This window comes from Streptomyces sp. G7(2002), assembly GCF_028870195.1.
In the GTDB taxonomy this organism is placed as follows: Bacteria; Actinomycetota; Actinomycetes; order Streptomycetales; family Streptomycetaceae; genus Streptomyces; species Streptomyces nigrescens.
Window position 1 is genome coordinate 284,041 of record NZ_CP102609.1, and the last position, 23,338, is coordinate 307,378.

A 23,338-nucleotide genomic window follows, 5' to 3' on the forward strand; every position below is an offset into this window, starting at 1 on the left:
GCTGACCTGGTGCAGAGGGTGCGGCACCAGGAACTGCCGCTCGATTCCGGGCGGGTTGAGGTGTGGGGGAAATCGGCTGGAAGGCGTCAGGGGTGGATATGGGACAGGCATCATATGGTTCCGGCCAATCCTCTGAACCATGGGATTTGATGCAGGTCAGAGCGGACTTTCTGGCAAGTCAAGCTTTGCGCATATCTGTTGACAGCGAGTGAGTGCCGCTGCGACCTTGTCTTCGCCTGAGCCACTCGAACGGTCGGTCGTCGCATTGCGGCCCCTGTTCGGCGTTGGCTCGGTTCATGTGGTCCCGGTGTCGTCGGCGGACGTTCCCGGACCTGAAGAAAGCGGGGGGCCAGACGTGTATCGCAGCATGCAGACCAGAAAGACCTTGTCGTGACCCTGGTGGTCATCGGTGCCAATCCGACGGTCGCGCGAGCGGCCGAGGCTCTCCCCGGTGATCTCCTTCATGTACAGCTGCCCGGGGCTCCGGCCCTCGACCGGAACGACGGGCGGATGGCCGGCACACGGCAGGTGCACACCGTCGACTTCCACGACGGCCCGGCCTTCCTCGCGTTCGTCGACGAGGTGCTCAAGCCGTTGTCGCCCACCGCCGTCGTCTCGCTGACCGAGCTCGGTCTGGAGCCGGCGGCCGCGGCGGCGGAGCGGCTCGGTGTGCGGGGGGTCGCCCCCGCGGTCGTCCGGCGCACCCGCGACAAGCTGGAGATGCGGCGGGTCCTCGAACGGAAGGCGCCGCATCTGAACCCGGCCTTCGCCTCCGGCGGCGACCCGGACGCGGTGGCGCGACTGTTCGCCGGGCACACCCCCGTGGTGGCCAAGCCCGTCAGCGGCGTCGGCAGCAATGCCGTGGCTCTGGTGGACCGTGCGGCGGACCTGCCGGCGGACCGCCGGACAGGCGGCACCCTGCTCGAAGCCTTCGTCGGCGGGCTGGAGTTCAGCGTGGAGACGCTGTCCGCCGGCGGCCGGCACACCGTCGTGGGCATCGCCCAGAAGGGGACAACGGGCAGCTTCGTCGAGGTCAGCCACATGATGCCGCCGCCGTCACTGGACTCCGGCGGGCGGGCACGGGTCGAGGAGGCGGTCGGGCAGCTGCTCGACGCCCTCGGGCTGACGGACGGGCCGAGCCACACCGAGGTGAAGGTGGACGGCGACCGCGTCATCGTGATCGAGACGCACAACCGCCTCGGTGGCGACGGCATCGCCGACCTGGTGCGGCTGACCACGGGCATCGACTGGCGGGTCGCCGCCCTCGGATGGGCGGTCGGCGCGGGAGTGCCGCGCGGGCCGGCCACGGCCGCCACGGCCGCGACCGTCTTCTTCACCGCACCGCCCGGCACGGTCACCGACGTCGCCCCACCACCGTCCCTGACTCACGGAACGATCGTGGAGTGGGAGGTCGCCGTGGAGCCGGGCGACCCGGTCCGCCCGCTCAGGTCCTCCACCGACCGCCTGGGCACTGCCGTCATCGCCGCGGCGGATGCGACGGCGTGTGTGGCGGCGGTGGCCGAGCTGACGGCGCTGCCCATCGTCACCACACAACCCGACGCCACCGTGCCCTCGGCGCACCTCGTCGCGGACGCCCGCCCCACCGCCCGGCCCGACGCCGGTCCGCCCGGCAGCACGGCCCCGCCGAGCACCGCCGCACAGCCCGCGCCCGTCGCGTAACACGCACCACGCGCCACCACCACGCACCACCACCCACACGCTTCGGTCCGGGGCCGCCCTGCCACAGGGCGCCCCGGCGCCGATCGCAGCCGTACCGCTCTGCTCGCTGCACACCCGACTCGACCACGCCTGGGGGAACCATGACCGTCGACAACGCGCCGATTTCCTACGATTTCCACGGAGATGAGCCGTTCAGCACTCCGTTCCAGGAGATCAAGCCCGAGGAGATCCACATCTACCTCGACCTGGACACCAAGGTCGGCAAGAACACCTGCGGACAGAAATGTACGCACTGTTGGTTCGTCAACTACGAGAAGGTCTACGACAAGTCGTTCGCCATGGAGGAGGGCCCGCGGATCCTCTCCGGACTGCAGTCGCACGGCTACCACGTCTACCCGCGGTACGTGGACAGCTTCGCGTACGACGGTGAGTTCATGCGCATCTACGGTCCCGCCAACAACCGTGAGTTCAGACAGGAATCCGACCACAAGCCCACCGAGACGATGGAGAAGGGCGACGCCTGGACCAGCGGCCGCCCGCTGCTCGCCGACAACTACCTGGAGCTTCTCGACCTCGCCCGGGTCAACGGCTACGGCACCATCTCCATCACCTACCACGGCGTCATCGACGAGAACCTGGCCGTCATCGACGACGGCAGCTACCCGATCAAGGGCGTCTTCAGCGGGGCGAACACCGAGGAGGTGCTGCGCCGGATCGACCACTACAACGAGCACCACCGCAGCACGCTTCCCGCGGACGCCGACCGGTCGGATGCCTTCCGGGTCAACATCGGCGTCACCATCGGCCGGCACAACCACGGCCGCCAGTCCCTGGAGCGCTACGCCCACTACTTCAACAAGCTGGGCGTCGACACGGTCCGCTTCAACAACTTCTCCGACCACGGTGGCCGGCACCCCGAACTCCAGCTCAGCTACGAGGAGATCGAGCAGGCCTACCGCGACTTCAAGTGGCTGCACGAGAACGTCGAACTGGGCTTCCAGCTAGGCGTGAGTGAGGACTTCGGGACCTTCGGGATCAAGGCGATGGGGTTCCCCGGTCATGTCGGCTGGTGCCGGGCCGGCCGCCAGCTGTTCGCCGCCATCCCCACCGAGGTGAGCGTGCTGTCGGAGTCGGCGGACGGTCGCCGCGAGAAGATCGGTGACATCGTCGGCTGCGTCAACACCTTCGAGCCGCACCTGGGCATCCTCGTCCGCACGGTCGCCGACGGGGGCGAGGACGTCCGCTACGACCTGGAGTTCGACCACGCGGCCATCGAGGCGTTCACCAACAAGCGCCTCTCGGGCGTCTACAAGGACGGCTGCTTCGCCCGCGAACTCGCCCAGGAGCAGCAGCTGGTCTCCCGGGTCCCCGCACGCCGCCGGCTTCCTCTCGTCGAGACGACGGGCTGAAGGAGAAACACGCACATGCCGCACGTCCTCGTCTTCGCCAAGACGCCCTATGCCAAGACCCCGTACGACCGCTGGCTGGCCGGCTCCGGTGTCGTGCCGGTCATCCTCACCACCACCGAGTTCGCGGCCGGGTACGGCCACTTGCCCCATGTGCACGCCTTCGACGACTACGACACCAATCAGCTCGTCGAGAAGACGGCACTGCGCCTGGCCCGCGAGCACGCCGTCACGGCCGTCTTCGCCCGCGCCGAGGCGGACGTGGTACGCGCCGCACAACTGCGTGACCTGCTGGACCTGCCGGGACAGCGGACCGCGAGCGCCCTGGCCTTCCGCGACAAGGTGGTCATGAAGGACCACCTTGTCGGGGGCCCGGTGGAGATTCCCGCCTACCGGCCCCTGGATTCGGCCTACACCGCCCTGGAGTTCGTCGCCGAGCACGGCTATCCCGTGGTCATCAAACCGCTCTCGGAGTCCGGCTCTCTGGGCGCGGCCATCATCCGTGACGAGGCGGAGCTGGACGCCTACCTCGCCCGCCCGTGGCGCGGCGCGAGCGAGATCGAAGTGTTCGTACCCGGGCAGATGTACCACGTGGACGGGCTGGTCGTGAACGGCGAGGTGGTGTTCGCCCACCCTTTCCGCTACCTCAACGACTGTCTGTCCTTCCGGGCGAACGACTGGGTGGCCAACCTCCCGCTGACACCCCAGGACCCGGTCCACGACCGGCTGCTCAAGGCGGCAAGGGCGGTGCTGGCAGAGCTGCCCACACCGCCGCACACCGCCTTCCACGCGGAGCTGTGGATCACCCCCGACGACCGGACGGTGTTCTGCGAGATCGCCAGCCGGACCGGCGGCGGGATGATCAGCTCCATGGTCCGGCACGCCTTCGGCATCGATCTCGACAAGGAATGGCTGTATGCCGAATGCGGCCTCCCCAGCACCCTGGGCACCCCCGGCTACCGCCCCACCGGCGCCCTGTGCATCCCGCCGTCGAACGGCGTACTGAACCGTCTGCCCTCCGGTGACGAGCCGGCGTGTGTCAAGGAGGTCGCGCTCACCGGCACGGTCGGCCAGGAGTTCCACGGCGGCGTCAAGTCCGGCCTCTTCCTGGCCGGTTACGTCGTCGGCGGCGACACCGAGGAGGACGTGGCGGCCAATCTGGAACATGTGGCGGCCTGGTTCGCCGACGGCGCCGAGTGGTCCCCCGCTCCCACGGGAGGCACACGATGAACGGGCCGTCGCCCGGCGCCCTGCCGGGCCCGCTGGTCGGGACGGACTGGGTGGCGCCGCGGCTGGGCACCCCCGGGCTGGTGGTGCTCGACGCCTCGATCGGCGGGCACCGCGACGCCGGCGAACGGATCCCGGGGGCGCGGCCCTTCGACATCGACGGCGCGCTCTCGGACCACTCCGGTCCGCTGCCGCACACAATGCCCGGGGGCGGGCACTTCACCCGGGAAATGCGGGCGCTCGGCGTGGACGACGGCGACACCGTCGTCGTCTACGACGGGGCGGGTCTCTACTCCAGTGCCCGCGCATGGTGGATGCTGCGGGCCATGGGCCACGACCGGGTGGCCGTGCTCGACGGCGGTCTGCCCGCCTGGCGCGCCGCCGGGCTGCCGCTGGAGACCGGCGCACCCACACCCGCGGCGCGCCCCGGTGACTTCACCGCACGGCCGCGTCCCGGCCTGATCGTCGGCAGCGACGAGGTCTCCGCGGCCCTGACCGATCCGGCCTCGGCAGTCCTCGACGCCCGCGCCCGCGACCGCTTCGCCGGCGCGGTCGCCGAGCCCCGCCCGGGGCTGCGTCCCGGCCATATGCCCGGAGCGCTGAATCTGCCGTTCGGAGAGCTCCAACGGGACGGCCGGATGCGTCCCGCTTCGCAGCTGCGCGACGCGTTCGCCCCGCTCGCCGGGGACCGCCGGCGCCTGTTCTTCAGCTGCGGTTCCGGCGTCACCGCCTGCATCCTGGCGCTGGGGGCCGAGCTGGCCGGATACGACGACCTGGCCGTGTACGACGGGTCCTGGAGCGAATGGGGTCTGCCGGACGCGGACCGGCCGGTCGTCACCGGTCCGCAGAGCGGAGGGCCGTCGGCGTGATGTCCTCGCTCTCGGCCAAGTGGCGCACGTTCAGGGGGCTGTCGTCCAGCCTCAAGTCGCTGATCGTGCTGTCCTTCGTGGTCGCACTCGGCAGTTACATGGTCACGCCGTTCATCGGCGTCCTGATGGTCCAAGCGGTGGGCCTGGACGTCCGCCTGGCCGGTGTACTGGTGGCCGTCGCCACGTTCATCCAGTTCGGCGGCAGCATCCTGGGGGGCCTGGTCGTGGACCGGCTCGGCCTCAAGCGGACGATGGTCGGCTCCCTCGCCCTGCGGACCACGGGTCTGCTCCTGCTGGGGCTGGCCGTGAAGGTCCCCTGGGTCGCCTACCCGGCAGTGGTCCTCGTCGCCGCCGGGCCGGCGCTCTATCTCCCGGCGAACAAGGCGTACATCGTCACCTGTGTCTCCGACGAGCTGCGGCCGCTGTTCCTCGGCGTCAGCAGCGCGGCCCTCAACGCCGGGATGGGGCTCGGGCCGCTGCTGGCCGCCGTCCTGATCGACGCCGATCCGGTGGTGCTGCTCCTCGGCGCCGCGGCACTGTTCGGCCTGATCACCCTGGCCCACCAGCTCACCATGCGGCCCCTCGCCCGCCGCCAGGACGCCCCGCCGGGCGGCATCAGCGCCGACCGTCCCGGCCCCGCCGGGAAGCTCCAGACCCTGCGCGGCGCCCTGCGACCGGTGCTCTTCACGGCGCTCGCCTTCTACCTCTATTTCTTCTTCCAGAGCTTCCTGGGCCTGTACGCCGCGGGTGTGCACAACATCCAGGTGCTCGGCTGGGCCATGCTCGTCAACTGCGCCATGATGGTGGCGCTCCAGCCGCCGCTGTCGGGCTGGATCGCGCGGGCCGACTACCGCCGCCTGGTGGCCGGATCGTTCGCCCTGATGGCCGCCGGGACGGCCGTGATGTCGCTGGGGCACACCGCTGCCCTGCTGAGCGGCACCGTGCTCTTCAGCCTCGGCGAGGTCTTCCTCTTCCTGCGCTGTGACCTGGAAATGGTCGACCGCATACCCAGCAATCCGGCGTTCGCCTTCGGTGTCCAGCGGCTGACGGCGGGTGTCGGCGGCCTCCTCGCCGGCATCGTGGGCGGCTTCCTCTTCGCCCACTACCAAAGCGCACACGACCTGGGCATGTTCTGGATCGCCGTCGCCGTGCAGTGCGCCGTCGCGGCAGCCATCGCCCTGGTACTCGGCGGCCGCCGGACCGCGGCGGCCGCAGCACACGACGAGCAAGCGGATCTGGAAGTGGTGTCATGACCGGCAAACCCTCGATGGAGACCCGGTTCGTGCACGCCGGATCCGACCCGCGGCAGCAGCACGGCTACGTCAACCCGCCGATCCACCGGGCCTCGACGGTGCTCTACGAGGACGTGGCCGCGATGGACGCCTCGCAGGCCGACCCCCTCAAACGCCGGATGCCGGTCTACGGCCGTTTCGGCACACCCACCGGCCGCGCCTTCGAGACGGCACTGACCGACCTGGAAGGCGGGCACGCCGCCGTCGCCACCTGCTCGGGTCTCGCGGCGATCACCACGGCGATCCTGTCGTTCGTCCGGGCCGGCGACCACATCCTCGTCAGCGACTCCGTCTATCTGCCCACCCGCAAGTTCTGCAACTCGCTGGCCGATCTGGGCGTGGAGACGGAGTACTACGATCCCGGTGTGGACAAGTCCATCGAGGACCTGATCCGCCCCACCACACGCCTCGTCTGCCTGGAGTCACCCGGCTCCACGACCTTCGAGGTACAGGACGTCCCGGCCGTCACGAGCGTGTGCCGTACCCACGGCGTGGTCACCCTCATCGACAACACCTGGGCCACGCCCGCCTTCCACCGCCCCCTGGAGCTGGGCGCCGATGTCGTCGTGCACTCGGCGACGAAGTACCTCACCGGTCACGCCGACAGCATCCTCGGAGCCATCGTGTGCACCGAGGACACCTACCCCGCGGTGCGCGCCTCGGCGATCCGGCTCGGCCAGTGCGCCGGCGCGGACGATGTCTATCTGGGCCTGCGCGGGCTCCGTACGCTCGGCGTCCGGATGCGTCAGCACCATCACCAGGCCGTCGGCCTCGCCTCCTGGCTGCGCGAACAGGACGGGGTGCGCGCCGTGCTGCACCCTGCGCTGCCGGGCGACCCGGGGCACGAACTGTGGTGCCGCGACTTCACCGGCGCCGCGGGCCTGTTCGGCCTCGAACTCGAACCCGGGCTCGGCAAGCCCGCCGTGGACGCGCTGCTCGCAGAGCTGCGGCTGTTCGGCCTCGGCCACAGCTACGGCGGCTACGAGAGCCTGATCGTGCCGGCCGATCCGGTCACCCATCGCCTCCCGGGCACATGGGCGGGCCGAGGCCCCTTGCTGCGCGTGCACGCCGGCTTCGAATCCCTCGACGATCTCAAGGAGGACCTGGCCCGGGGCCTGGCCACCCTCTCCGCCCACGCGCGGCCCTGAGGTTCTTTCCCGGGCCCGGGATCGGGCCCGGGCCTGTCGCCCACCCGGCACACCGCGTGGGCTCGGGGCGGACCGGGAGGCGTCGGGGCCGCACTCTGTCACCACGGCACCAAGGCCGGCTACATCGAAGTCCTCCTCGGCCGCCGGCCTGGGCGGGCCACGTCCTCAACGGAGGTCACGACGCGGAAGGCTGTGCCCTTTCACGGCTGGATCTTCTTCGGGGCCGGAGCGTCGCCGGGAGGCACGCCCTTCACCGTCGCAGGGCCGCCAGGGCCCACCCCAGAATGCTTCTGGCGTTGGTTGCTGCCAGGAACGGAGCTCTGGCTGTTCGCGTCACTTCCTGCGTTGCGTCGCCGCTGGGCCACCCGGCGCAGATTGCTCAGCCTGCCCCTGACATCGTCGGGGGCTCGGGACACCTGTGGGCCACCCGACCAGGACTGTTCGGCGGGCCGCGGGGCCAGATTGCTTCTGGGCACCCGCCGTGGCAGGCCGGAGGCGGTCACCGCCGAGTACTCGTCCCTGTGAGAGCCAAGCAGTCGGCTGGCTGTGACAGCAGGATGGGCGACGAGTCTCGCAGACCACTGCCGGGTGCCTCGGGCCTCTGTGCCGGACAGTTCGACGCGGATGGCCGGGGCCTGCGCGGTCTGCTCATCGAGGTGCGCCCGGACGGTGAACTTACTACCGGGCGCGGAGTACAGGGAGCCGTAGACGCTGTCGGCGGACTCATCGGGCACGATCTGCCGGCCGCCCGCAAACAGCTCCACCTTCACCTCATCAAGCGGCACGCCCGTGGTCTGGAGGACCTCCACCGTCAGGCGCCCTCCGCCCCCTGGGAGCAGCATGGCCGTGGTGTGGACGACTTCAAAACGGGGCCTGATGCTGTCGTCCCGCAGGGTGCGCTCCAGCGCGAGCTGGTCGCGCATCACATTGACCTGTTCTTCGGACGCCTTGACGGTGCGTCTTGCGCTGTGCGCCTGCCACCAGCCCACTACCGCCGCGGCGGCGGCAACGAGCGCGCTGACAGCGGAGATGGAGTCGCCGGCGTCCATCGTCACGCCCCTGTCTCGTGTTGTGTGCACCCTTGTTCTCCCTCACGGACGATGAGGGGTACCAGCCAGCTTCCCAGCTGAGACAGGCGTCCGGGGCCGTCTTGGGCCAGCCGGTCGATTTCATGGCGATGCTCCAGGAGAGCGTCCGGGGCCCTGTCGAGGGCCACGTCAATCGGACCACGATGCACAGCCGCCACATGTTCGGCCGAGCCTGCCTCCAACTCCTCCTGAAATGGGCCCTGTTGGCGTGACGGCCAGTCACACGACCGGGCCGATAGGGTCGCAGATATGGACATCGACGAGACCGAGTACGAGGAACTGCGACAGCTCGACCAGCTCAGGTCCGACAACCGGGTCCTGAACGCCTGGCTGACCGTCCAGCACGCAGAGTTCCCCGGCTGGGCCGAACAGGCCCCCGGCACCTGGGACTTCAGCCTCGACTCGCTCGCCCGCCTCGAAGACCTGATCCGCGACCGCTACGCCACCACCGAGCACGCCTACCTGGAGGAAGGGGGCGACTTCCTCCAGACCGCCTCGTGGTACGTCGGGGAAGTCCACAACCGGCACTTCGGCACCGTGTGGCAGTTCCACCCCGATTCGGCGGAGACCTCCGGCGCATGGCCGTTCGTCACCGTGCCCTTCGACCGGCTCTTCGAGTTCCCCGACGAGGACGGCATCGAACCCGACAGCCGGCCCCTCTACACGCCCGTGAAAAGGCTGTGCGGCATCCTCACCCCCGACAATGGACACCTCTCCACCGACCCAGAGATCTATACCCCCACCGGCGCAGACACCTAGGCAGCTTCGTTTGGACCCCGACCACCCCGACGCCAAGGGCCTGCGGTCGGGTGGTGAAGGTGCAGGCGGCGGGCGGGCCCCGCAGGGACTTGCCGTGAGCGGGGTGTGCCCTTTCGCTGGGCGGGTGGAGGAGGTGAAGTGGGGCAGGGTCAGAGGGAGAAGGCGCCGGTGAGCAGCGCCGCGGCGGTCATCACAAGGGTGGTGGCGAAGGCCCAGCGGAAGATGAAGCGCTGGTGTTCGCCGAGCTGCACGCCGCTCATACCGATCAGGATGAAGGTGGAGGCGGTGAGCGGGCTGAGGGGGAAGCCGGTGGTCATCTGGCCGAGGATGGCGGCCCTGGCGACTTCTGCCTGGTCGGTGCCGAAGCCGGCCGCGGTCTCGGAGAGCACGGGCAGCACGCCGAAGTAGTAGGCATCCGGGGTGAAGGCCAAGCTCAGCGGCATCCCGGTGACGGCCACCAGCACCGGCAGGTGGCCGCCGAGGGAGTCGGGGACGACGGATACGAACGCCTCGGCCATCTCGGTGATCATCTTGGTGCCGGTCAGAACGCCGGTGAAGACACCGGCCGCGAAGATCATCGTGGTGACGAGTACCACGCTCTTGGCGTGCTTCTCCAGCAGTGCCTGCTGGCCTTCCCAGGTAGGGCGGTTGACGAGCAGGGCGAGGGTGAAGGCAAGAGCGAACAGCACCGGCAGCGGCATCACCTCCAGGACCAGGCTGACCAACAGCGCAATGGTCAGTACCAGGTTGAAGATGCTCGGCCAGGTCCGAGGCCGCGCCGGCACCCAGGGGGTACCCGGACCGTCCCCGGCCATACGGGTGGGATGCTCGCATCCGTCCCGCTCCGTACCGGCGTCCGCCTCGCCCTGTGGCGTCAGCGCGCCGAGACGGCACCGCTCCCGGCGGCCGATCAGATACGAGGCCAGCAGGACCCAGGCGAGGCCGCAGCCCATCGCGGGCAGGACCGGCGTGAAGACCTCGGAGCTGTCCAGCTTCAGCGCCGCCATGGCCCGCACCGTCGGGCCGCCCCAGGGGATCATGTTCATCACGCCCGCGGCCAGGCAGACGACCCCGGACAGCACCAGCGGGCTCATCCCCAATCTCTTGTAGACGGGCAGCAGCGCGGAGACGGTGATGAGGAAGGTCGAGGCGCCGTCACCGTCCAGGGCCACGCACATCGTGAGGACGGCCGTGCCGACAGTGATCCGCGCCGGATCGTTCCGGGCGACGCGCAGGATCCCGCGTATCAGAGGATCGAAGAGGCCGGCGTCCACCATCAGGCTGAAGTACAGGACCGCGAAGGCGATCATGATGCCGGTAGGGGCCACCGTGGAGAGCCCGTCAAGGACCATCTCGCCCAGTTCGCCCGCGAAGCCGCCGGCGAGCGCGGCCAGCACCGGGAGCAGAACGAGGGCCACCAGGACCGATACGCGTTTGGTCATGGTGAGCAACAGAAAAATGCCGATTGTGGAAAAGCCCAGAGCTGCCAGCATGGGTGTCGCTCGCTTTCTCGGATACGGCTCCCGGCGGCGGGGGAGCAGGGCGCCTTGAGGGCGCCGATGCGTTGCGGAAGAGTGTCCGAGCGGCGACAGATCGGTGTCCAGCATCGAACCGAGATCTATCCATGCGGTCTGCGCATCAATCGCATAGGCTCCCTGGGCATGGAAGCCAGTTTGCGTCAGCTGGCGGCGTACGCGGCCGTCGCCCGGGCGGCGAGCTTCACCGCGGCCGCCGCGGAACTGCATGTCTCGCAGTCCTCTCTGAGCCGCGCGGTCGCGGATCTGGAGCGGCTACTGGGTGCGCAGCTGCTCGAACGCGACACCCGCAATGTGCAGCTGACCGCCGCCGGCGCCGAGGCCCTGCGGGTAGCCGACCAGATCGTCAACGCCCACCGAGCGGGCATGAAGGAGCTGGAGCGATTCCTGCTCGGTGAGTCGGGAACGGTCGCCGTGGCCACCCTCCCCTCGGTCGCCGCGGTGCTGCTGCCGCAAGTGATCTCCGCCTTCCGCAAGCAGCGGCCGCAGGTGACGGTGCGCATCATGGACGGTCTGGAACGGTCGGTGCTGGGCCGGGTCCTGTCGGGAGACGCGGACTTCGCGATCACCACGGTCGGCGAGCCGTCGGATCAGCTGGAGCACCGTCCCCTGGTCCGGGACCGATTCGTCGCGGTGCTGCCCGAAGGCCATCCGCTCGCCGACCGCGAGGAAGTGCCCTGGGAGCACCTGGCTCGCCATCCGTTCCTCGCCGTCGGACGGGATTCGAGCGTCCGCCGGCTCACCGACGCGGCATTCGCCCAGGTCGATGCGCATGCGGCACCGGCGGCCGAGGCGGGAAGCGTGGCGACGGTGGGCGGACTCGTGGCGGCCGGCCTGGGGGTGTCCGCGATGCCTGCCCTGGTGCTGCCGCTCATGGGAACCGGGCCCGTCGTCTGCCGACCGCTGGTCGAGCCGGTGGTCGACCGGCGTCTGGACATCGCCCTGCGTGCGCGGCGGCCCCTCCCGCTCGCGGCGCGTCGGTTCCTGGAAACACTGGAGGAATCCCGGGAGCAGGGGCGCGACCTCCCACCCGGGATCTCCTGGGCCTGAGCCGCATCCGGACCGCACGCCGACAGTCGGCCCCTCCCTAATCGATCTATGCGGAAGGCGCATGGATTCATGGTTTTCTTTTGCTGGACAGGTATTTGTTGCTTCGCCACGCTAGGAGCCCTCGGGAGCATGCGGGCCGGCCACAGCGGCCGGTGCCGCGGCCCGAAGCGGGCAAGTACATCGATGGCGAGGGAGCACCGTGGTGTCGAAAGAGCATCGGGATACCGGCGGACACGGGCAGTTGCACGGGCTGAAAGTGGTCGAGTTCGCCCATGTGGTGGCCGGCCCACTGGCGGGCTCGATGCTCGCCGACCAGGGAGCCGACGTGGTGCACGTCGAGCCCCCGGGCTCCGGGGACGCCGCCCGTGCGATGGGACCGAAGAAGGACGGCCACCCCCTGTGGTTCAAGGTCGCCGGGCGTAACAAGCGCTCCGTCACCCTGGATCTGCACCACGAGGACGGCCGGGCCATCGCCCACCGGCTCATCGCCTGGGCGGACGTCGTCATCGTCACCCTGCGTGCCGGGCGCCTGCGCAGCTGGGGGCTCGACTGGGAAGCGGTCCACCGGATCAACCCGAAGGCCGTACTGCTGCAGGTATCCGGCTTCGGCGCGACCTCCTCGCAGGCCGACGCACCCGGCTTCGGCAAGATGGGCGAGGCGCGCAGCGGAGCGGTGCATCTGACCGGGTTCCCCGACGGTCCGCCGGTGCACACCGGCTTCTCGCACGGTGACGCGGTGACCGGGCTGATGGGTGCCTATGCCATCCTCGCCGCCCTCCACCGCCGTGATCACGACCCCGACTTCGACGGCGAATGGATCGACCTCGCCCTCTTCGAGCCCCTGTTCCGGCTCGTCGAGTGGCAGGTCATCGTCCACGATCAACTGGGGACGGTGCCTGAGCGCGCCGGCAACCAATTGGCGGTCGCCCCCGCCGCGGTGATCAACACCTTTAGCTCCCGCGACGGCGAGTGGATCACGGTCACATCCGCGACGCTGCGCTCGGTATGCAACATCGCCCGTCTACTCGGGCTGCCCGAGGAGGAGTTCGCCACGGCGGAGCAGCAGCATGCCGGGCGCCGACGGCTCGACGAAGGCCTGCGCGCCTGGGTGGCGGAGCGCACCACCGCCGAGTGCCTGGAAGAGTTCACCCGCAACGAGGTAGTGGCCTCAAGGGTGTTCAGCGCCGCAGACATCGCCGCCGACCCCATCTACGCCGAGCGCGAGGACATCGTCACCGTCGACGACGCGGACCTCGGCCCGGTGCGGATGCAGGCGGTGATCCCCCACTTCCGGCAGAGCCCCGGGCAGGTGTGGCGGACCGGACCCGCCCTGGGGCAGGACAACCACCTCGTCTACAGCGAATGGCTCGGGCTCGGCGAGCAGGAACTGGCAGATCTGGAGAAGAACGGTGTCGTGTGAGGCGGACGCGGCGGCGGTGGCCCGGCCCCCGCTGCGCTCCCTGCTCTTCGTGCCCGGAACCAGGACGGACTGGCTGCCCAAGGCGCAGGCGGCCGGCGCCGACGCGGTGATCCTCGACCTGGAGGACGCGGTGCCGGAACAGGACAGACCGTCCGCCCGTGCACAGGTGGGCGAAGCCATCGCGCAGGCCGCCGCAGACGCGGTGGACCCTCCGGCGCTCTTCGTCCGGATCAACCCGCTCGACGGCTGGGCGGAGGCGGAGGAGCTGCGCACGATCGTACGCCCCGGCCTCACCGGGATCGTGCTCCCCAAGGTGCGCCATGCCCAGGACGTACGCTTCGCCGACCGGCTGCTCGACTGGTGCGAACGCGAACAGGGCCTGCACCGGGGACAGATCGCCCTGGTGCCCTTGCTGGAGACGGCTCGCGGCCTGCGAGAGGCTTACGACTGCGCGGCAGCTGCCTCGCGCGTCGCGTACCTGGGCGCCCTCACCGGCGCCGGCGGCGATGTCGAGCGCGCCGTCGGCTACCGCTGGAGCCCAGAGGGAACGGAGACGCTGGCGCTGCGCTCCCGGGTCCTGCTGGACGTGAGGGCGGCGGGGTCGCTCCACCCGGTCGCCGGACTGTGGACCCGCATCGCCGATCTCGCAGGACTGCGCTCCTTCGCCGAACAGAACCGCTCTCTCGGCTACGAGGGCATGATGGCAATCCACCCCTCCCACATCTCCGTGATCAACGAAGTCTTCTCGCCCGGCCCCGACGAACTCGCCCGCTGTGCACGGCTGATCGCCGCCGTGGAGGAGGCACAGGCGAACGGGGCGGGTGCGGTGTCGTTCGAGGGAGAGATGGTCGACGAGGCCATGGCCGCGACAGCCCGGCTGATGCTGGAACGGCACACTCGGCACAGGGCTGTTCGAGGTTCGCGATCTTCCTGACCGGCCGGACACAGAACCCGGGGGACTCTCACTGCTCAGATGTGCTCAGGCTTCATGATCATCAAGTGCTGAGGGTCGGGGAAGGGGACGAAGCCGACCTTGGCGTAGACCTCGTGGGCATCGAGGGTGGACAAAAGCGTCCGCTTGAGTTTGTAAGGGGCCAGGTGATCGCGGACCGCAGCAGCGAGCCAGGTGCCGAGGCCCTTGCCGCGGTGTGTGGGGGCGACATAGACATCGCAGAGCCAGGCGAAGGTCGCCAAGTCCGTGACGACACGTGCGTAAGCGACCTGGGCGCCACTGTCGTCGTAGAGGCCGAAGTTGAGCGACCCTCGGATGGACTGCTCGACGGTTTCGCGGCTGCGGCCCAGAGCCCAGAACGCGTCGGTCGAGAGCCAGTGGTGCACCAGGTCGATATCGAGGCGTTCCGGGTCGGTGGCGACCTCGTATCCGTCTTCCCTGCGAGTGATCATGATCAGGGATGGTAGAGCTGACGACTGCCGTGCAGCCAGCGGATTTGAGGCTCTCCTGCGGTATGCGTGGGGCAGGCTGTCGTGAGTGGGCGGCCTGGGAGGGCGCGGCTCGGCGCCGCGCACTCCCGCACCGCCACGAGGGCACGGACGGAGTTCCGCGTCAGCCCCGGCCGAGGACGCAGAACTCGTTGCCCGCCGGGTCGGCCAGGACGACCCAGGAGACGTCTCCCTGACCCACGTCGGCCCGTATCGCGCCGAGGCCTTCGAGCCGGGCGACCTCCTTCGCCTGATCCTCGACGGGGTCGGACATCACGTCGAGATGGATGCGGTTCCATACGACCTCGTCGTCGGGCGTTCGGCGGAACTCCAGGTACGGCCCGACGCCCTTGACGGAGCGCAGCAGGGCGCGGTCGTCGGTCAGTTCGTGGACGGTCCAGTCGATCGCCTCGCCCCAGAACCGGACCATGGCCCGTGGGTCGGCGCAGTCGACGACCACGGCGGCTATCGGCCCGGTGTCCCGGTAGAGCTCCCGGGGCTCCAGGACGCTGAACACGTTGCCTTCCGGGTCGGCCATCACCGTCCACGGCACATCGCCCTGGCCCACATCGGCGGGCGTCGCCCCGAGCTCCTTCAGACGTGCGACCAACTCCGCCTGATGGGCGTCGGAGGTGGTGGCGAGCTCGATGTGCACACGGCACTTCACCGTCTCCGGGTCCGGGACGCGGACGAGATCGATGCAGACGGCGGCCGGGTCCGGCCAGTCGAAGCCCGCGGGTTCCAGGTTGGTGACGCCGGGCCCTTCGCTGGAAACACCCCAGCCGAGCGCCTCCGCCCAGAACCGGCCGAGCGCCGAGTCGTCCCGGGCCTTGAAGTTCACCTGAACAAGTTGCAGCGTCATGCCGCAAACCTTAGGCGATCCCTCATCGGGCAGGCGTGCGAATTCAGGCTCTCCTGCTGCATGTATGGCTCAGGCCGGCGGTACGCGTTGCGGGCGTGCCGGCCGCTTCCTTGGCAGCTCCGCGAACTCCCGGTCGTCCGGGTGCGCTCAGAGCCATGTCCAGGTTGGCCCCGCCCCAGGATGCGGATGCGAGCAGACCACGCCCTGACCAACCGCCCCACAATCTCAGTGCGTCCCTCTGCACACTGCCGGCCAGGACCGGCCGCACCAGCGGCCTACTCAGCGTCCCTTGAGCCTTAATTACGCATTTCGAAACCAGACGGCCCTATGAGCCAAGCTCTGACTCCCGGCGTGCCCTCTCCCGCCGGGAGATGTAGCCAATGGTGGCTGCGGATCACCCGGCGGGAGAGGGCACCGACACCGTCCCAACGTGGTTCCTACGGTGCTGCCGTGGCCTCGGCATACTTCTTGATGAGTTCGTAGGAGCGAATGCGGTCGCCGAGGTCGTAGACGGGCGTGGTCAGCATCAGTTCGTCCGCTCCGGTCTCACCGGCCAGTTGTGTGAGCCGATGCATGACGGTCTCGGGTGTCCCGACGGCTTGCTGTGCACGGAAGCCGGCCAGCGCCTGTCGCTCCTGCTCCGTGAAGGAGTGGGCGGCCGCGTCCGCGGGTGTGGGGAAGGGGATCTCGCTGAGGCCCTTGAGGAGCCCGGCTTTGATGACGTCCATCGGTCCGATGCGCCACGCGGCTTCTTCGTCCGTCTCGGCACATACCGTCTCCACGCACACCAGCACCCGGGGCCGCTCGCACCAACGCGATGGGGTGAACGCCGCCCGGTAACACTCCAGCACGGCTTGGGTGTTGTCCGGCCGGATGTGGTGTGCGACGGCGATCGGCAGGCCCAGCCGCGCGGCGAGAGCGGCACCTGCGGTGCTGGAGGCCAGCAGCCACGGCTCCGGCAGCGGACCGAGTGCGACTTCGTCGACCAGAAAAGACAGGATCGCGGCCACGTCGCCCTCGTACTCCGCATCCGTCGTCGGTCCGGCACCGCGGCGCAGTGCCCGTGCGATGGCCTCGTCGAAGGTGCCCGGGCCGCGGCCGATGCCCAGATCGATGCGGTCCGGGTGCAAGGCAGCCAGCGTTCCGAACTGCTCCGCCAGCGTGATCGGTGCATGGTTGGGCGCCAGCACTCCGCCCGAACCAAGACGGATGGCCGACGTCGAAGCGGCAGCGTGCGCGGTCAACACCACTGGTGGGAACGCGCCGATGGCGGGCGAATGGTGATGCTCGGCGTACCAGATCCGGTGGTAGCCCAGCCGTTCCACTCCCTGGGCGAAGGCCGCGGTGTCGCGCAGCGTATCCACGGCTCGGGCGCCCGTCTGGACCATTGCGACTTCGAGCGCTGAAAGAGGTATATCCAACATGTCGTCAGCATAGAGATCTTGCGTGCGGCGAGGGGGGCGTTGATCTTGCTTGTGACTCCCTCACCAACCAGGGCGACCGGTCGGAAACCCGGGCCGGGAAAGCCGTGATGGCCTGACCCACCCGATGCGGCGCTGCGGTCCCCCAAACCCTGTATGATCATGATGCAACTCCAGCGCAGCACACGGAGTCGCGCGTCTGTGGTCCAAGGAAAGACGCCCGCCAGCCGGCGGGAAATGCAGGTGCAAGGCCTGCCGGGCGCTCCACACGCAAGGGCCCCTGTCTCGTATGAGGCAGGGGCCCTGCGTCATTTGCCCGTAGCTCCATTCCGACGCACTGCCGCCGCCTGATCTCTGAGCCTCTTCGCTCGGCGGCGGGCCCAGGAGGCAGTGGTCGGAGGCCTGCACAGCCGAGCGGGCGGTGCGCCCGGCCGCCGGTGGCCGGCCGTTAACCAGGCCGGGCGAGGAGGTCCTGTTGTGGCAGCGGCCGGTGCAGCGCGAGGAGGGCCTGATCGTCCTGGGGTGCACCGCCGCTGTGGCGGCTGACGTCGCGGGCCAGGAGGTCGAGGACCGTCGAAGGGTCCGGGAAATGGCTGGTCTGGCGGAGGTAGGACTGCACCATGTGCGGAACCCGGTCCGCGGGGTCATAGAAGACGCCGGCAGGATCGCGCGCCTCGGTGACACCGTCGGTGAAGCAGAGCAGCATCGCCCCGGGCGGGAACGGGTACGTCTCCACCGGTGATGACCAGTCCCCCAGGCCGGTGATGCCCAAGGGCGGCGCCGCCTCCTCCGGCTCCAGCACGCGCGCCCGGCCGTCCGCATGCAGCAGCACAGGGGCGGGATGGCCGCGGTTGACGATATGGACCTGGCTCAGATCGTCGGCGAACTGAACGATCAGGGCAGTGGTGAACCCCTCCGTCGCGTCCAGGCCCTCCCGGCGCTGGCTTTCGCGCCACAGGGCCTCTTCCATGCACCCCACCAGGGCAGGCAGGTCAGGTTCGTGGTCGGCGGCGTAGCGGAAGACCCCGATGTCGACGCTGACCGCCGTAACGGCGGAGAGTCCCTTGCCCCGCACGTCGCCGACCATGGCGCGCACCCCGAACGGAGTCTCCTGCATCACGTAGAGATCACCGCCGATCAGCGCCATGTCTTCGGCCGGCACATAGCGGGCGGCGATCCGCAGGTCCCCCAGCCGGCTCGGAGGGCTGGGCAGCACGGCCCGCTGGGCCACCTCCGCGGCGTAGCGTGCCCGGCTCGCGCTCGCGTGCTGCATGCGCAGGGACCGGTTCAATCCGACCGCCAGCGCGGTGACGGACGCCAGCGTGATCTGAACCGCCGCGTCGCCCTGCCAGTCGTACGATCCGGCGACGAACGCCAGACCCGCCTGCACCGCCATGGCCGTAAGGCCGACACCGACGATCCCCACCGGGCCGAACAGCGAAACCGCCGTCACGGGCGCCACGGCCAAGAGAGGAGCTGATGACACCGAGGTAGGCGTCAGCAGATCCACCAACGCCGCAAGAGCGATCACCACGGCCGGAACCCAACGGCGTACCCGTGACCACACCGGCAACACCCTCATCAGACCATGATGCCTCCCTGCACGCCCGCGACGACGGAACTGTCCGCGTCGACACCTCCGCCGCAGCCAAACAGCCGACATCGCGATTGGTTATCCGGGGCAGAGCAGCTTCAGGAAGGGCTGTAGCACCGACCTGCTCGCCTGTGCTCGGTCTCTTCCGCGGCAGCGGCATCGGCATCCTCCAGAGCCCGCTGCTGCCGCTCGTGCCTCTCAGGCCGGGTGCGCGCGTCGCATTCCTCGCCCGGGCGACCGTCCCAGGCCCGGTGCCTTGTGGCTCCGCAGCACAGGTCCGGCACGGCTGCGTGTGACACTCAGTGCCTGCGCGGGCGGGACCGAGAGCGCGAGGGCCGGGACCGGGAGCGCAGGGGCCGGGACCGCAGGGTGCCCGGCGTCCTGGCGCATGCGGGGCTGAGCGGCCGGCCCTCTTCGGCCGAGACCAGCCACAACCGCCACGTAGCGGCGGCGCCGCCAAGCCTCACCCCTCCAGCCTACGTTTCACTCTCCTCGTCGGCCTCGGCCGCAGGGATGTCGACGAGCACGAGCCCGGTGAGCACCCGGTGCATGGTCCGCTCGAACAGCGGCTGGGGATCTTCTGCCGGGTCCGCTCCCGTGTGATCGGCCATGGCGGCCGCGACATGTGGATGATCTCCGTGGGAGGCCATCTGGGTCAGGTAGGCGGCCTGCGCCGCCTGGCGGTCGGTGGTTGCGCGGCCGACCTGGGTTTCTGTCCGGGCGAACTGCGCGACCAAGGCGCTCATCAGGGCGACGATTTCCATCTTGGTCCGTCCGGGCAGCCGGACGGGCGCCATCGCCCGCAGCGCGTATTCCAGGAAGTCCATGCCCCTCGGCCCCAGCCGCAGAGGTTCCGGCGGGACGTCGGACAGCCAGGGGTGCCGCAGATGGACGGCCTTGGCCCGGGCCGCCAGGGCGACCAAGTCCTCCACGGGATCGCCGTGGAGCGGGACGTCGAGGTCGATCTCCCCCGTCACCGCGTCCGTCATCAGGTCGAGCAGGTCGTCACGGCCGGAGACGTAGCGGTAAAGGGATGCCTGGCCGGTTCCCAGCTCCTTGGCCACCTGGCGCATGGACACCGCCGACAGTCCGCCCTGATCAGCGAGCTCGACGGCGACAGCGGTCAGCTCTGCGTGGCTGTGGACAGCCACGGGACCGCGGGCACCGCGTCCGGCCCGCGCCCAGACCGTCACAGGTTCCTGTGCCACTCGTCCACCCGCCTCCTCCGTCCTCTGACGTTCCACTACTCTAAACTGCGAACAGCGGTCGCAGTTACCGGTCACAGTTTATTGGTCACAGTTATGGGAGGTTCTCGTGTCCCCAACCCGGAAACACCTGTGGGGCCCGGTCCGCTGGGCTGAAAACGGCGCGGTGCGGCTGGCCTTCGACGCGCTGGCCGAAGGGGCCGACGGTGAGCCGCTTCTGCTGGCCACGGGGCTGGGCGCCAACCGGCTGTGGTTTCCGGACGGGCTGTGCCGGATTCTGGCCGCGCAGGGCTTCGCCGTGGCCCGGTACGACCAGCGCGACGGCGGCGAGTCGACCCACCTGCCGGCCACCCCCACCCGCAACCCCATCTCCGCACTCTTCGCCAAGCGTGAAGAGGCATACACGGCGGAGGACATGGCAGATGATGCCGTCGCCGTCATGGACGCGCTGGGGTGGCGGTCGGCACACCTGCTGGGCGTCTCCCTCGGTGGAGCCGTCGCACAACGCGTGGCGCTGCGGCACCCGGGCCGCGTCCGAAGCCTCACCTCCATGGCCGCCGTCCCCGGTGACACCTCGGGACTGCGGGCCATGCGGTACATACGGATGAGGACCCTGGCGAAGTTCGCCCGCCTGAGGTTCCCCGACACCCCCGAGGGGGCCGTCGCGGCCGGCGTTGCCGTCTCCCGCCTCCTCGCCTCACCCCGCCGCCCCTTCGACGAGCCGGCCGCCCGGGAAGCGGCCGAGCGCAACGCCGACCGCGGCATCCACGACCAGCAGGCACAGAGCCGCCAGATCGGTGCCCAATGGCACGGCCCACCGATCAGCGCCGTCACCCGGCCCACGCTCGTCCTCCACGGGGAGGACGACCCGCTCATCAAGCCCAGCGCAGGCAAGGCAATCGCCTCCCGGATCCACAACTCGCGCCTGGTCCTCCTGCCGCAAGTCGGCCACGAACTCCCCGAATGCGCATGGGGCACCGTCGCCACCGAAATCCGCACACTGGCCACCAACTCCCGTCAACTGCCCCCAGCACCGGGCAACTGAAGGCACGCGGATCCGCCCTGCGAGGCCTCCGAACTGGACACTCCGGAGCGACGTGGGGCGGATCCGCGGCCGGTCGCTGCGCGGCACGGGCGAAGGCTTCAGCCACTCGTGCCGCCAAGGGTCCGGCTACCTCATCGGGTCTGGCTACCCATCGGGTTTCGCGCCGGCCACCGCAGCACGTCGAATGCATGCAACGAATGGGGAGCGGGCTTCGCGGATTTCACGAGGCGAATCGGGCGATCGAGGTGGCCGGGTGCCGTTGCGCCAACGCTCCAGCCGGTCGCGGCCGCCGCCTGAGCAAGTGCGGATCCGCGGTCCGGAATTGGATGGCATGGATGGTGTGATGCCCTCTACTCTCGCGGCCGTGACCACAGATGACACCGGAGCAGTTCCACGTAGCGCGGAAGCGTTGATCCGGCGGGAGCACCGTGACGACCATCCGGTGGTACGCGCGCTGCACCTGGCCGCGTTCGAGGGCGATGAGCATGTGCCGGCTCTCGCGGACGCCCTTCGCCGCGCGGAAGCGTCCCTGGCGCCGATGTCGTTCGTCGCCACGGTCGAGGGACAGGTGGTGGGACACGTCCTGCTGAGCGCCGGCCGGCTCGACGCCCCGCGCCGGATCGTGGACGTCCTGGTCCTGTCGCCGCTGGGAGTGCTCCCGCAATTCCAGAACCAGGGCATCGGCACCCGACTCATCGAGCACGCCCTCGCAGCGGCCGATGCCCAGCACGCACCACTGGTCTTCCTCGAAGGCTCGCCGCGCTACTACGCAAAGCGCGGCTTCGAACGCGCCGACACGATCGGCTTCCGCTCACCGTCGCTGCGCATCCCGCCTCCGGCATTCCAAGTTGCCCGGCTCGCTGCACACGAACCCTGGATGACGGGCACCCTCGTCTACTCCGACACCTTCTGGGCGCTGGACTGCGTAGGTCTGCGCGACGCGGAAGCGTCCACCGGCTGAGTCACGCGCTCTGATTCAGCCGTCCGGCGCCAGTGGTTGCCACGAGACATGCTGACGGCAGCGTCGCCGGCCACGCAAGACGGAGGTAGCGAGGTAGCGGGGCTGGCTCTTTGACCACTGGCAATTGCCTTGCACACTGGAAATTTCATTGTCGATCTGATGTGGCTTCGTCTGCCGCCCTGGTGGAAGCGGGCCGCCGGATGCCGGGCATCGACCGCATCGAGATCCATCACGACGAGGCCAACCCCGCCAGCGGAGCCATCGCCCGGCGCTTGGGTTTCACCGAGATGGAGCGCGTGCAGGTGCCGGAAGGGCCTGTGGCCCCGAGTGAGACGGGCATTGACGTGATCTGGCGCCTGCAGACCAGCCTCTCGCCCAGCGCCTGACGCCGTTGAATCGGCAGCTGGTCATCGCGCTGCGGCCCGAGGGAGCGGCGCCGGTCCGTATGAGCTGACCGCCTTAATCCGTCCGGTAGTCAGGTCACCCAAGACGTTGCACATTGGGCGGACGGTGAGGAGGGGCCCGTCAGGCCCGGCTGTCAGTGCCCTGAGGTTCACTGTGGGTGTCACACATCAGCAGAACGGTCAGGGAGACCACGTGAGCATGGATGAGTTGATGGCGGCGGCCCAGAACCCCACGGCGGAGTGGCTGGAGTCCTGTTTCGGAGTGGGGTCGCTGTGGCGTCCTGCAGAGGCGGATCTGCCCGAACGGCTGGAGCACGAGGGGACACGGAAGTTCCTCACCACGGTCGGCTTCCCCTCGGTACGGATCGACGGGTTTCTCGAATTCGTCGACTTCGACTCGAGCAGACTGAAGACCGAGGGCCCGTGGGCGGAAGATCCGGACGAACTGTTCGGCGAACGGACCCCGGACGACGACTCACCGCCCACGAAGTACGCGTTCGAGTTCGGCCAGTGCCAGGAGTTCTCCCTGATGGTGGACGGCGAGGTGGGATGCGTCGATCTGTACGACCCCAACGGCTGGGACCACGCGGCGGGCTATGCGGGCGAGGCACACTCCTCCCTCCAGACGCTGGCGGGCGCCCTGGGACTGGCCGCGCAGTTCGCTCAGCGCTTCGAGGGGCCGGAGCCGCTGAGCGCGCTGGCGGAGTTCCGCACGGCGATCGGAAAGCTGGACCCGCTCGTGGAGTCCACCTTGTGGGAGAAGGTCACCGAAGCGCTGGAAGAAGAGTACGAACTGGCCGAGGAGATGGCGCCAGACTCTTGAGGCAAAGCGCGGCATCGGGCATCGGCAGGCCCTCTGGGAAGAGGGCGGGCGCTGAGGGTGGACCTGTCGGTGAGGCGTGCCGAGGGGGAGCACTGAGATGGTCCACGGG

The 23,338-nt window shown here is 69.5% G+C and carries 21 protein-coding genes; 14 read left to right on the forward strand and 7 right to left on the reverse strand.

What is annotated here, in order from left to right; all coding sequences use genetic code 11:
• The first annotated feature begins 390 nt into the window (after window positions 1–390).
• The 6 genes from NUT86_RS01240 to metC all read left to right on the forward strand — a co-directional run bounded on the left by NUT86_RS01240 (window position 391) and on the right by metC (window position 7,622).
• On the forward strand, window positions 391–1,680 hold the full coding sequence (locus NUT86_RS01240) for an ATP-grasp domain-containing protein (protein WP_274732764.1): 1,290 nt from the start codon (window positions 391–393) through the stop codon (window positions 1,678–1,680).
• 140 nt (window positions 1,681–1,820) lie between these two features.
• Window positions 1,821–3,089 carry a radical SAM protein gene (locus NUT86_RS01245; RefSeq protein ID WP_109886604.1) on the forward strand — a complete coding sequence of 423 codons (1,269 nt, stop codon included), beginning with the start codon at window positions 1,821–1,823 and terminating at the stop codon, window positions 3,087–3,089.
• A 15-nt stretch (window positions 3,090–3,104) separates the two neighbouring features.
• A complete protein-coding gene (locus tag NUT86_RS01250) occupies window positions 3,105–4,316 on the forward strand; it encodes an ATP-grasp domain-containing protein (RefSeq protein ID WP_266437781.1) in 1,212 nt (403 codons plus the stop codon).
• Complete coding sequence (locus NUT86_RS01255) at window positions 4,313–5,182, forward strand: sulfurtransferase (protein WP_274732767.1); 870 nt, start codon at window positions 4,313–4,315, stop codon at window positions 5,180–5,182. The genes NUT86_RS01250 and NUT86_RS01255 overlap by 4 nt, the downstream gene beginning before the upstream one ends.
• A complete protein-coding gene (locus tag NUT86_RS01260) occupies window positions 5,182–6,435 on the forward strand; it encodes an MFS transporter (protein WP_274732769.1) in 1,254 nt (417 codons plus the stop codon). Before NUT86_RS01255 ends, NUT86_RS01260 begins: the two co-directional genes overlap by 1 nt.
• Window positions 6,432–7,622, forward strand: coding sequence for a cystathionine beta-lyase (metC, locus tag NUT86_RS01265; protein ID WP_274732771.1), 1,191 nt, complete (start codon window positions 6,432–6,434; stop codon window positions 7,620–7,622). Before NUT86_RS01260 ends, metC begins: the two co-directional genes overlap by 4 nt.
• A gap of 200 nt (window positions 7,623–7,822) precedes the next feature.
• Here metC and NUT86_RS40565 read toward each other — a convergent pair whose 3' ends face one another.
• On the reverse strand, window positions 7,823–8,671 hold the full coding sequence (locus NUT86_RS40565; protein ID WP_446750744.1) for a hypothetical protein: 849 nt from the start codon (window positions 8,669–8,671) through the stop codon (window positions 7,823–7,825).
• A gap of 288 nt (window positions 8,672–8,959) precedes the next feature.
• On the opposite strand from NUT86_RS40565, the gene NUT86_RS01275 reads away from it, so the two are divergent.
• On the forward strand, window positions 8,960–9,469 hold the full coding sequence (locus NUT86_RS01275; RefSeq protein WP_274732773.1) for a hypothetical protein: 510 nt from the start codon (window positions 8,960–8,962) through the stop codon (window positions 9,467–9,469).
• Between the two features lie 149 nt (window positions 9,470–9,618).
• Here the strand turns inward: NUT86_RS01275 and NUT86_RS01280 are convergent, their stop codons facing one another.
• On the reverse strand, window positions 9,619–10,962 hold the full coding sequence (locus NUT86_RS01280; protein WP_274732775.1) for a CitMHS family transporter: 1,344 nt from the start codon (window positions 10,960–10,962) through the stop codon (window positions 9,619–9,621).
• 168 nt (window positions 10,963–11,130) lie between these two features.
• Here NUT86_RS01280 and NUT86_RS01285 point away from each other — a divergent pair, with 168 nt between their 5' ends.
• The 3 genes from NUT86_RS01285 (at window position 11,131) to NUT86_RS01295 (ending at window position 14,408) form a co-directional block, all read left to right on the forward strand.
• A complete protein-coding gene (locus NUT86_RS01285) occupies window positions 11,131–12,054 on the forward strand; it encodes a LysR family transcriptional regulator (protein WP_159491946.1) in 924 nt (307 codons plus the stop codon).
• Between the two features lie 202 nt (window positions 12,055–12,256).
• The gene (locus tag NUT86_RS01290; RefSeq protein WP_274732777.1) at window positions 12,257–13,474 is read left to right on the forward strand and encodes a CaiB/BaiF CoA transferase family protein; all 1,218 of its coding nucleotides are present in this window, start codon (window positions 12,257–12,259) and stop codon (window positions 13,472–13,474) included.
• Entirely contained in the window at window positions 13,464–14,408 is a 945-nt protein-coding gene (locus tag NUT86_RS01295; RefSeq protein WP_274732779.1) for an HpcH/HpaI aldolase/citrate lyase family protein, read from the forward strand. The genes NUT86_RS01290 and NUT86_RS01295 overlap by 11 nt, the downstream gene beginning before the upstream one ends.
• Before the next feature lie 35 nt (window positions 14,409–14,443).
• Here NUT86_RS01295 and NUT86_RS01300 read toward each other — a convergent pair whose 3' ends face one another.
• The 5 genes from NUT86_RS01300 to NUT86_RS01320 all read right to left on the reverse strand — a co-directional run bounded on the left by NUT86_RS01300 (window position 14,444) and on the right by NUT86_RS01320 (window position 19,999).
• Window positions 14,444–14,878, reverse strand: a complete 435-nt coding sequence (locus NUT86_RS01300) for a GNAT family N-acetyltransferase (protein WP_274732781.1) — start codon at window positions 14,876–14,878, stop codon at window positions 14,444–14,446.
• A 160-nt stretch (window positions 14,879–15,038) separates the two neighbouring features.
• Window positions 15,039–15,776, reverse strand: a complete 738-nt coding sequence (locus NUT86_RS01305; RefSeq protein WP_274732783.1) for a VOC family protein — start codon at window positions 15,774–15,776, stop codon at window positions 15,039–15,041.
• Between the two features lie 437 nt (window positions 15,777–16,213).
• Window positions 16,214–17,200: an MsnO8 family LLM class oxidoreductase gene (locus NUT86_RS01310; protein ID WP_274732785.1), complete on the reverse strand. Its 987-nt coding sequence runs from the start codon at window positions 17,198–17,200 to the stop codon at window positions 16,214–16,216.
• A gap of 445 nt (window positions 17,201–17,645) precedes the next feature.
• Window positions 17,646–18,659 carry a PP2C family protein-serine/threonine phosphatase gene (locus NUT86_RS01315; protein WP_308433055.1) on the reverse strand — a complete coding sequence of 338 codons (1,014 nt, stop codon included), beginning with the start codon at window positions 18,657–18,659 and terminating at the stop codon, window positions 17,646–17,648.
• Between the two features lie 608 nt (window positions 18,660–19,267).
• Window positions 19,268–19,999 carry a TetR/AcrR family transcriptional regulator gene (locus tag NUT86_RS01320; RefSeq protein WP_274732787.1) on the reverse strand — a complete coding sequence of 244 codons (732 nt, stop codon included), beginning with the start codon at window positions 19,997–19,999 and terminating at the stop codon, window positions 19,268–19,270.
• 106 nt (window positions 20,000–20,105) lie between these two features.
• On the opposite strand from NUT86_RS01320, the gene NUT86_RS01325 reads away from it, so the two are divergent.
• The 4 genes from NUT86_RS01325 to NUT86_RS01340 all read left to right on the forward strand — a co-directional run bounded on the left by NUT86_RS01325 (window position 20,106) and on the right by NUT86_RS01340 (window position 23,229).
• The gene (locus tag NUT86_RS01325; protein WP_274732789.1) at window positions 20,106–21,041 is read left to right on the forward strand and encodes an alpha/beta fold hydrolase; all 936 of its coding nucleotides are present in this window, start codon (window positions 20,106–20,108) and stop codon (window positions 21,039–21,041) included.
• Between the two features lie 364 nt (window positions 21,042–21,405).
• Window positions 21,406–22,002 carry a GNAT family N-acetyltransferase gene (locus NUT86_RS01330; RefSeq protein ID WP_274732790.1) on the forward strand — a complete coding sequence of 199 codons (597 nt, stop codon included), beginning with the start codon at window positions 21,406–21,408 and terminating at the stop codon, window positions 22,000–22,002.
• 200 nt (window positions 22,003–22,202) lie between these two features.
• Window positions 22,203–22,388, forward strand: coding sequence for a hypothetical protein (locus NUT86_RS01335; RefSeq protein WP_274732791.1), 186 nt, complete (start codon window positions 22,203–22,205; stop codon window positions 22,386–22,388).
• A gap of 217 nt (window positions 22,389–22,605) precedes the next feature.
• Window positions 22,606–23,229 (forward strand): SUKH-4 family immunity protein, encoded by a 624-nt coding sequence (locus tag NUT86_RS01340; protein WP_148589187.1) that lies wholly within the window; start codon window positions 22,606–22,608, stop codon window positions 23,227–23,229.
• Window positions 23,230–23,338 lie beyond the last annotated feature (109 nt).

Excerpts from the sequence above, each read along its gene's own strand:
- NUT86_RS01310 (WP_274732785.1), bottom strand. The coding sequence starts at position 17,200 with ATGTTGGATATACCTCTTTCAGCGCTCGAAGTCGCAATGGTCCAGACG.
- NUT86_RS01250 (WP_266437781.1), top strand. The coding sequence starts at position 3,105 with ATGCCGCACGTCCTCGTCTTCGCCAAGACGCCCTATGCCAAGACCCCG.
- NUT86_RS01305 (WP_274732783.1), bottom strand. The coding sequence starts at position 15,776 with ATGACGCTGCAACTTGTTCAGGTGAACTTCAAGGCCCGGGACGACTCG.
- NUT86_RS01260 (WP_274732769.1), top strand. The coding sequence starts at position 5,182 with ATGTCCTCGCTCTCGGCCAAGTGGCGCACGTTCAGGGGGCTGTCGTCC.
- NUT86_RS01335 (WP_274732791.1), top strand. The coding sequence starts at position 22,203 with ATGCCGGGCATCGACCGCATCGAGATCCATCACGACGAGGCCAACCCC.
- NUT86_RS01255 (WP_274732767.1), top strand. The coding sequence starts at position 4,313 with ATGAACGGGCCGTCGCCCGGCGCCCTGCCGGGCCCGCTGGTCGGGACG.
- NUT86_RS01300 (WP_274732781.1), bottom strand. The coding sequence starts at position 14,878 with ATGATCACTCGCAGGGAAGACGGATACGAGGTCGCCACCGACCCGGAA.
- NUT86_RS01275 (WP_274732773.1), top strand. The coding sequence starts at position 8,960 with ATGGACATCGACGAGACCGAGTACGAGGAACTGCGACAGCTCGACCAG.
- metC (WP_274732771.1), top strand. The coding sequence starts at position 6,432 with ATGACCGGCAAACCCTCGATGGAGACCCGGTTCGTGCACGCCGGATCC.
- NUT86_RS01245 (WP_109886604.1), top strand. The coding sequence starts at position 1,821 with ATGACCGTCGACAACGCGCCGATTTCCTACGATTTCCACGGAGATGAG.
- NUT86_RS01280 (WP_274732775.1), bottom strand. The coding sequence starts at position 10,962 with ATGCTGGCAGCTCTGGGCTTTTCCACAATCGGCATTTTTCTGTTGCTC.
- NUT86_RS01285 (WP_159491946.1), top strand. The coding sequence starts at position 11,131 with ATGGAAGCCAGTTTGCGTCAGCTGGCGGCGTACGCGGCCGTCGCCCGG.
- NUT86_RS01340 (WP_148589187.1), top strand. The coding sequence starts at position 22,606 with ATGGATGAGTTGATGGCGGCGGCCCAGAACCCCACGGCGGAGTGGCTG.
- NUT86_RS40565 (WP_446750744.1), bottom strand. The coding sequence starts at position 8,671 with ATGGACGCCGGCGACTCCATCTCCGCTGTCAGCGCGCTCGTTGCCGCC.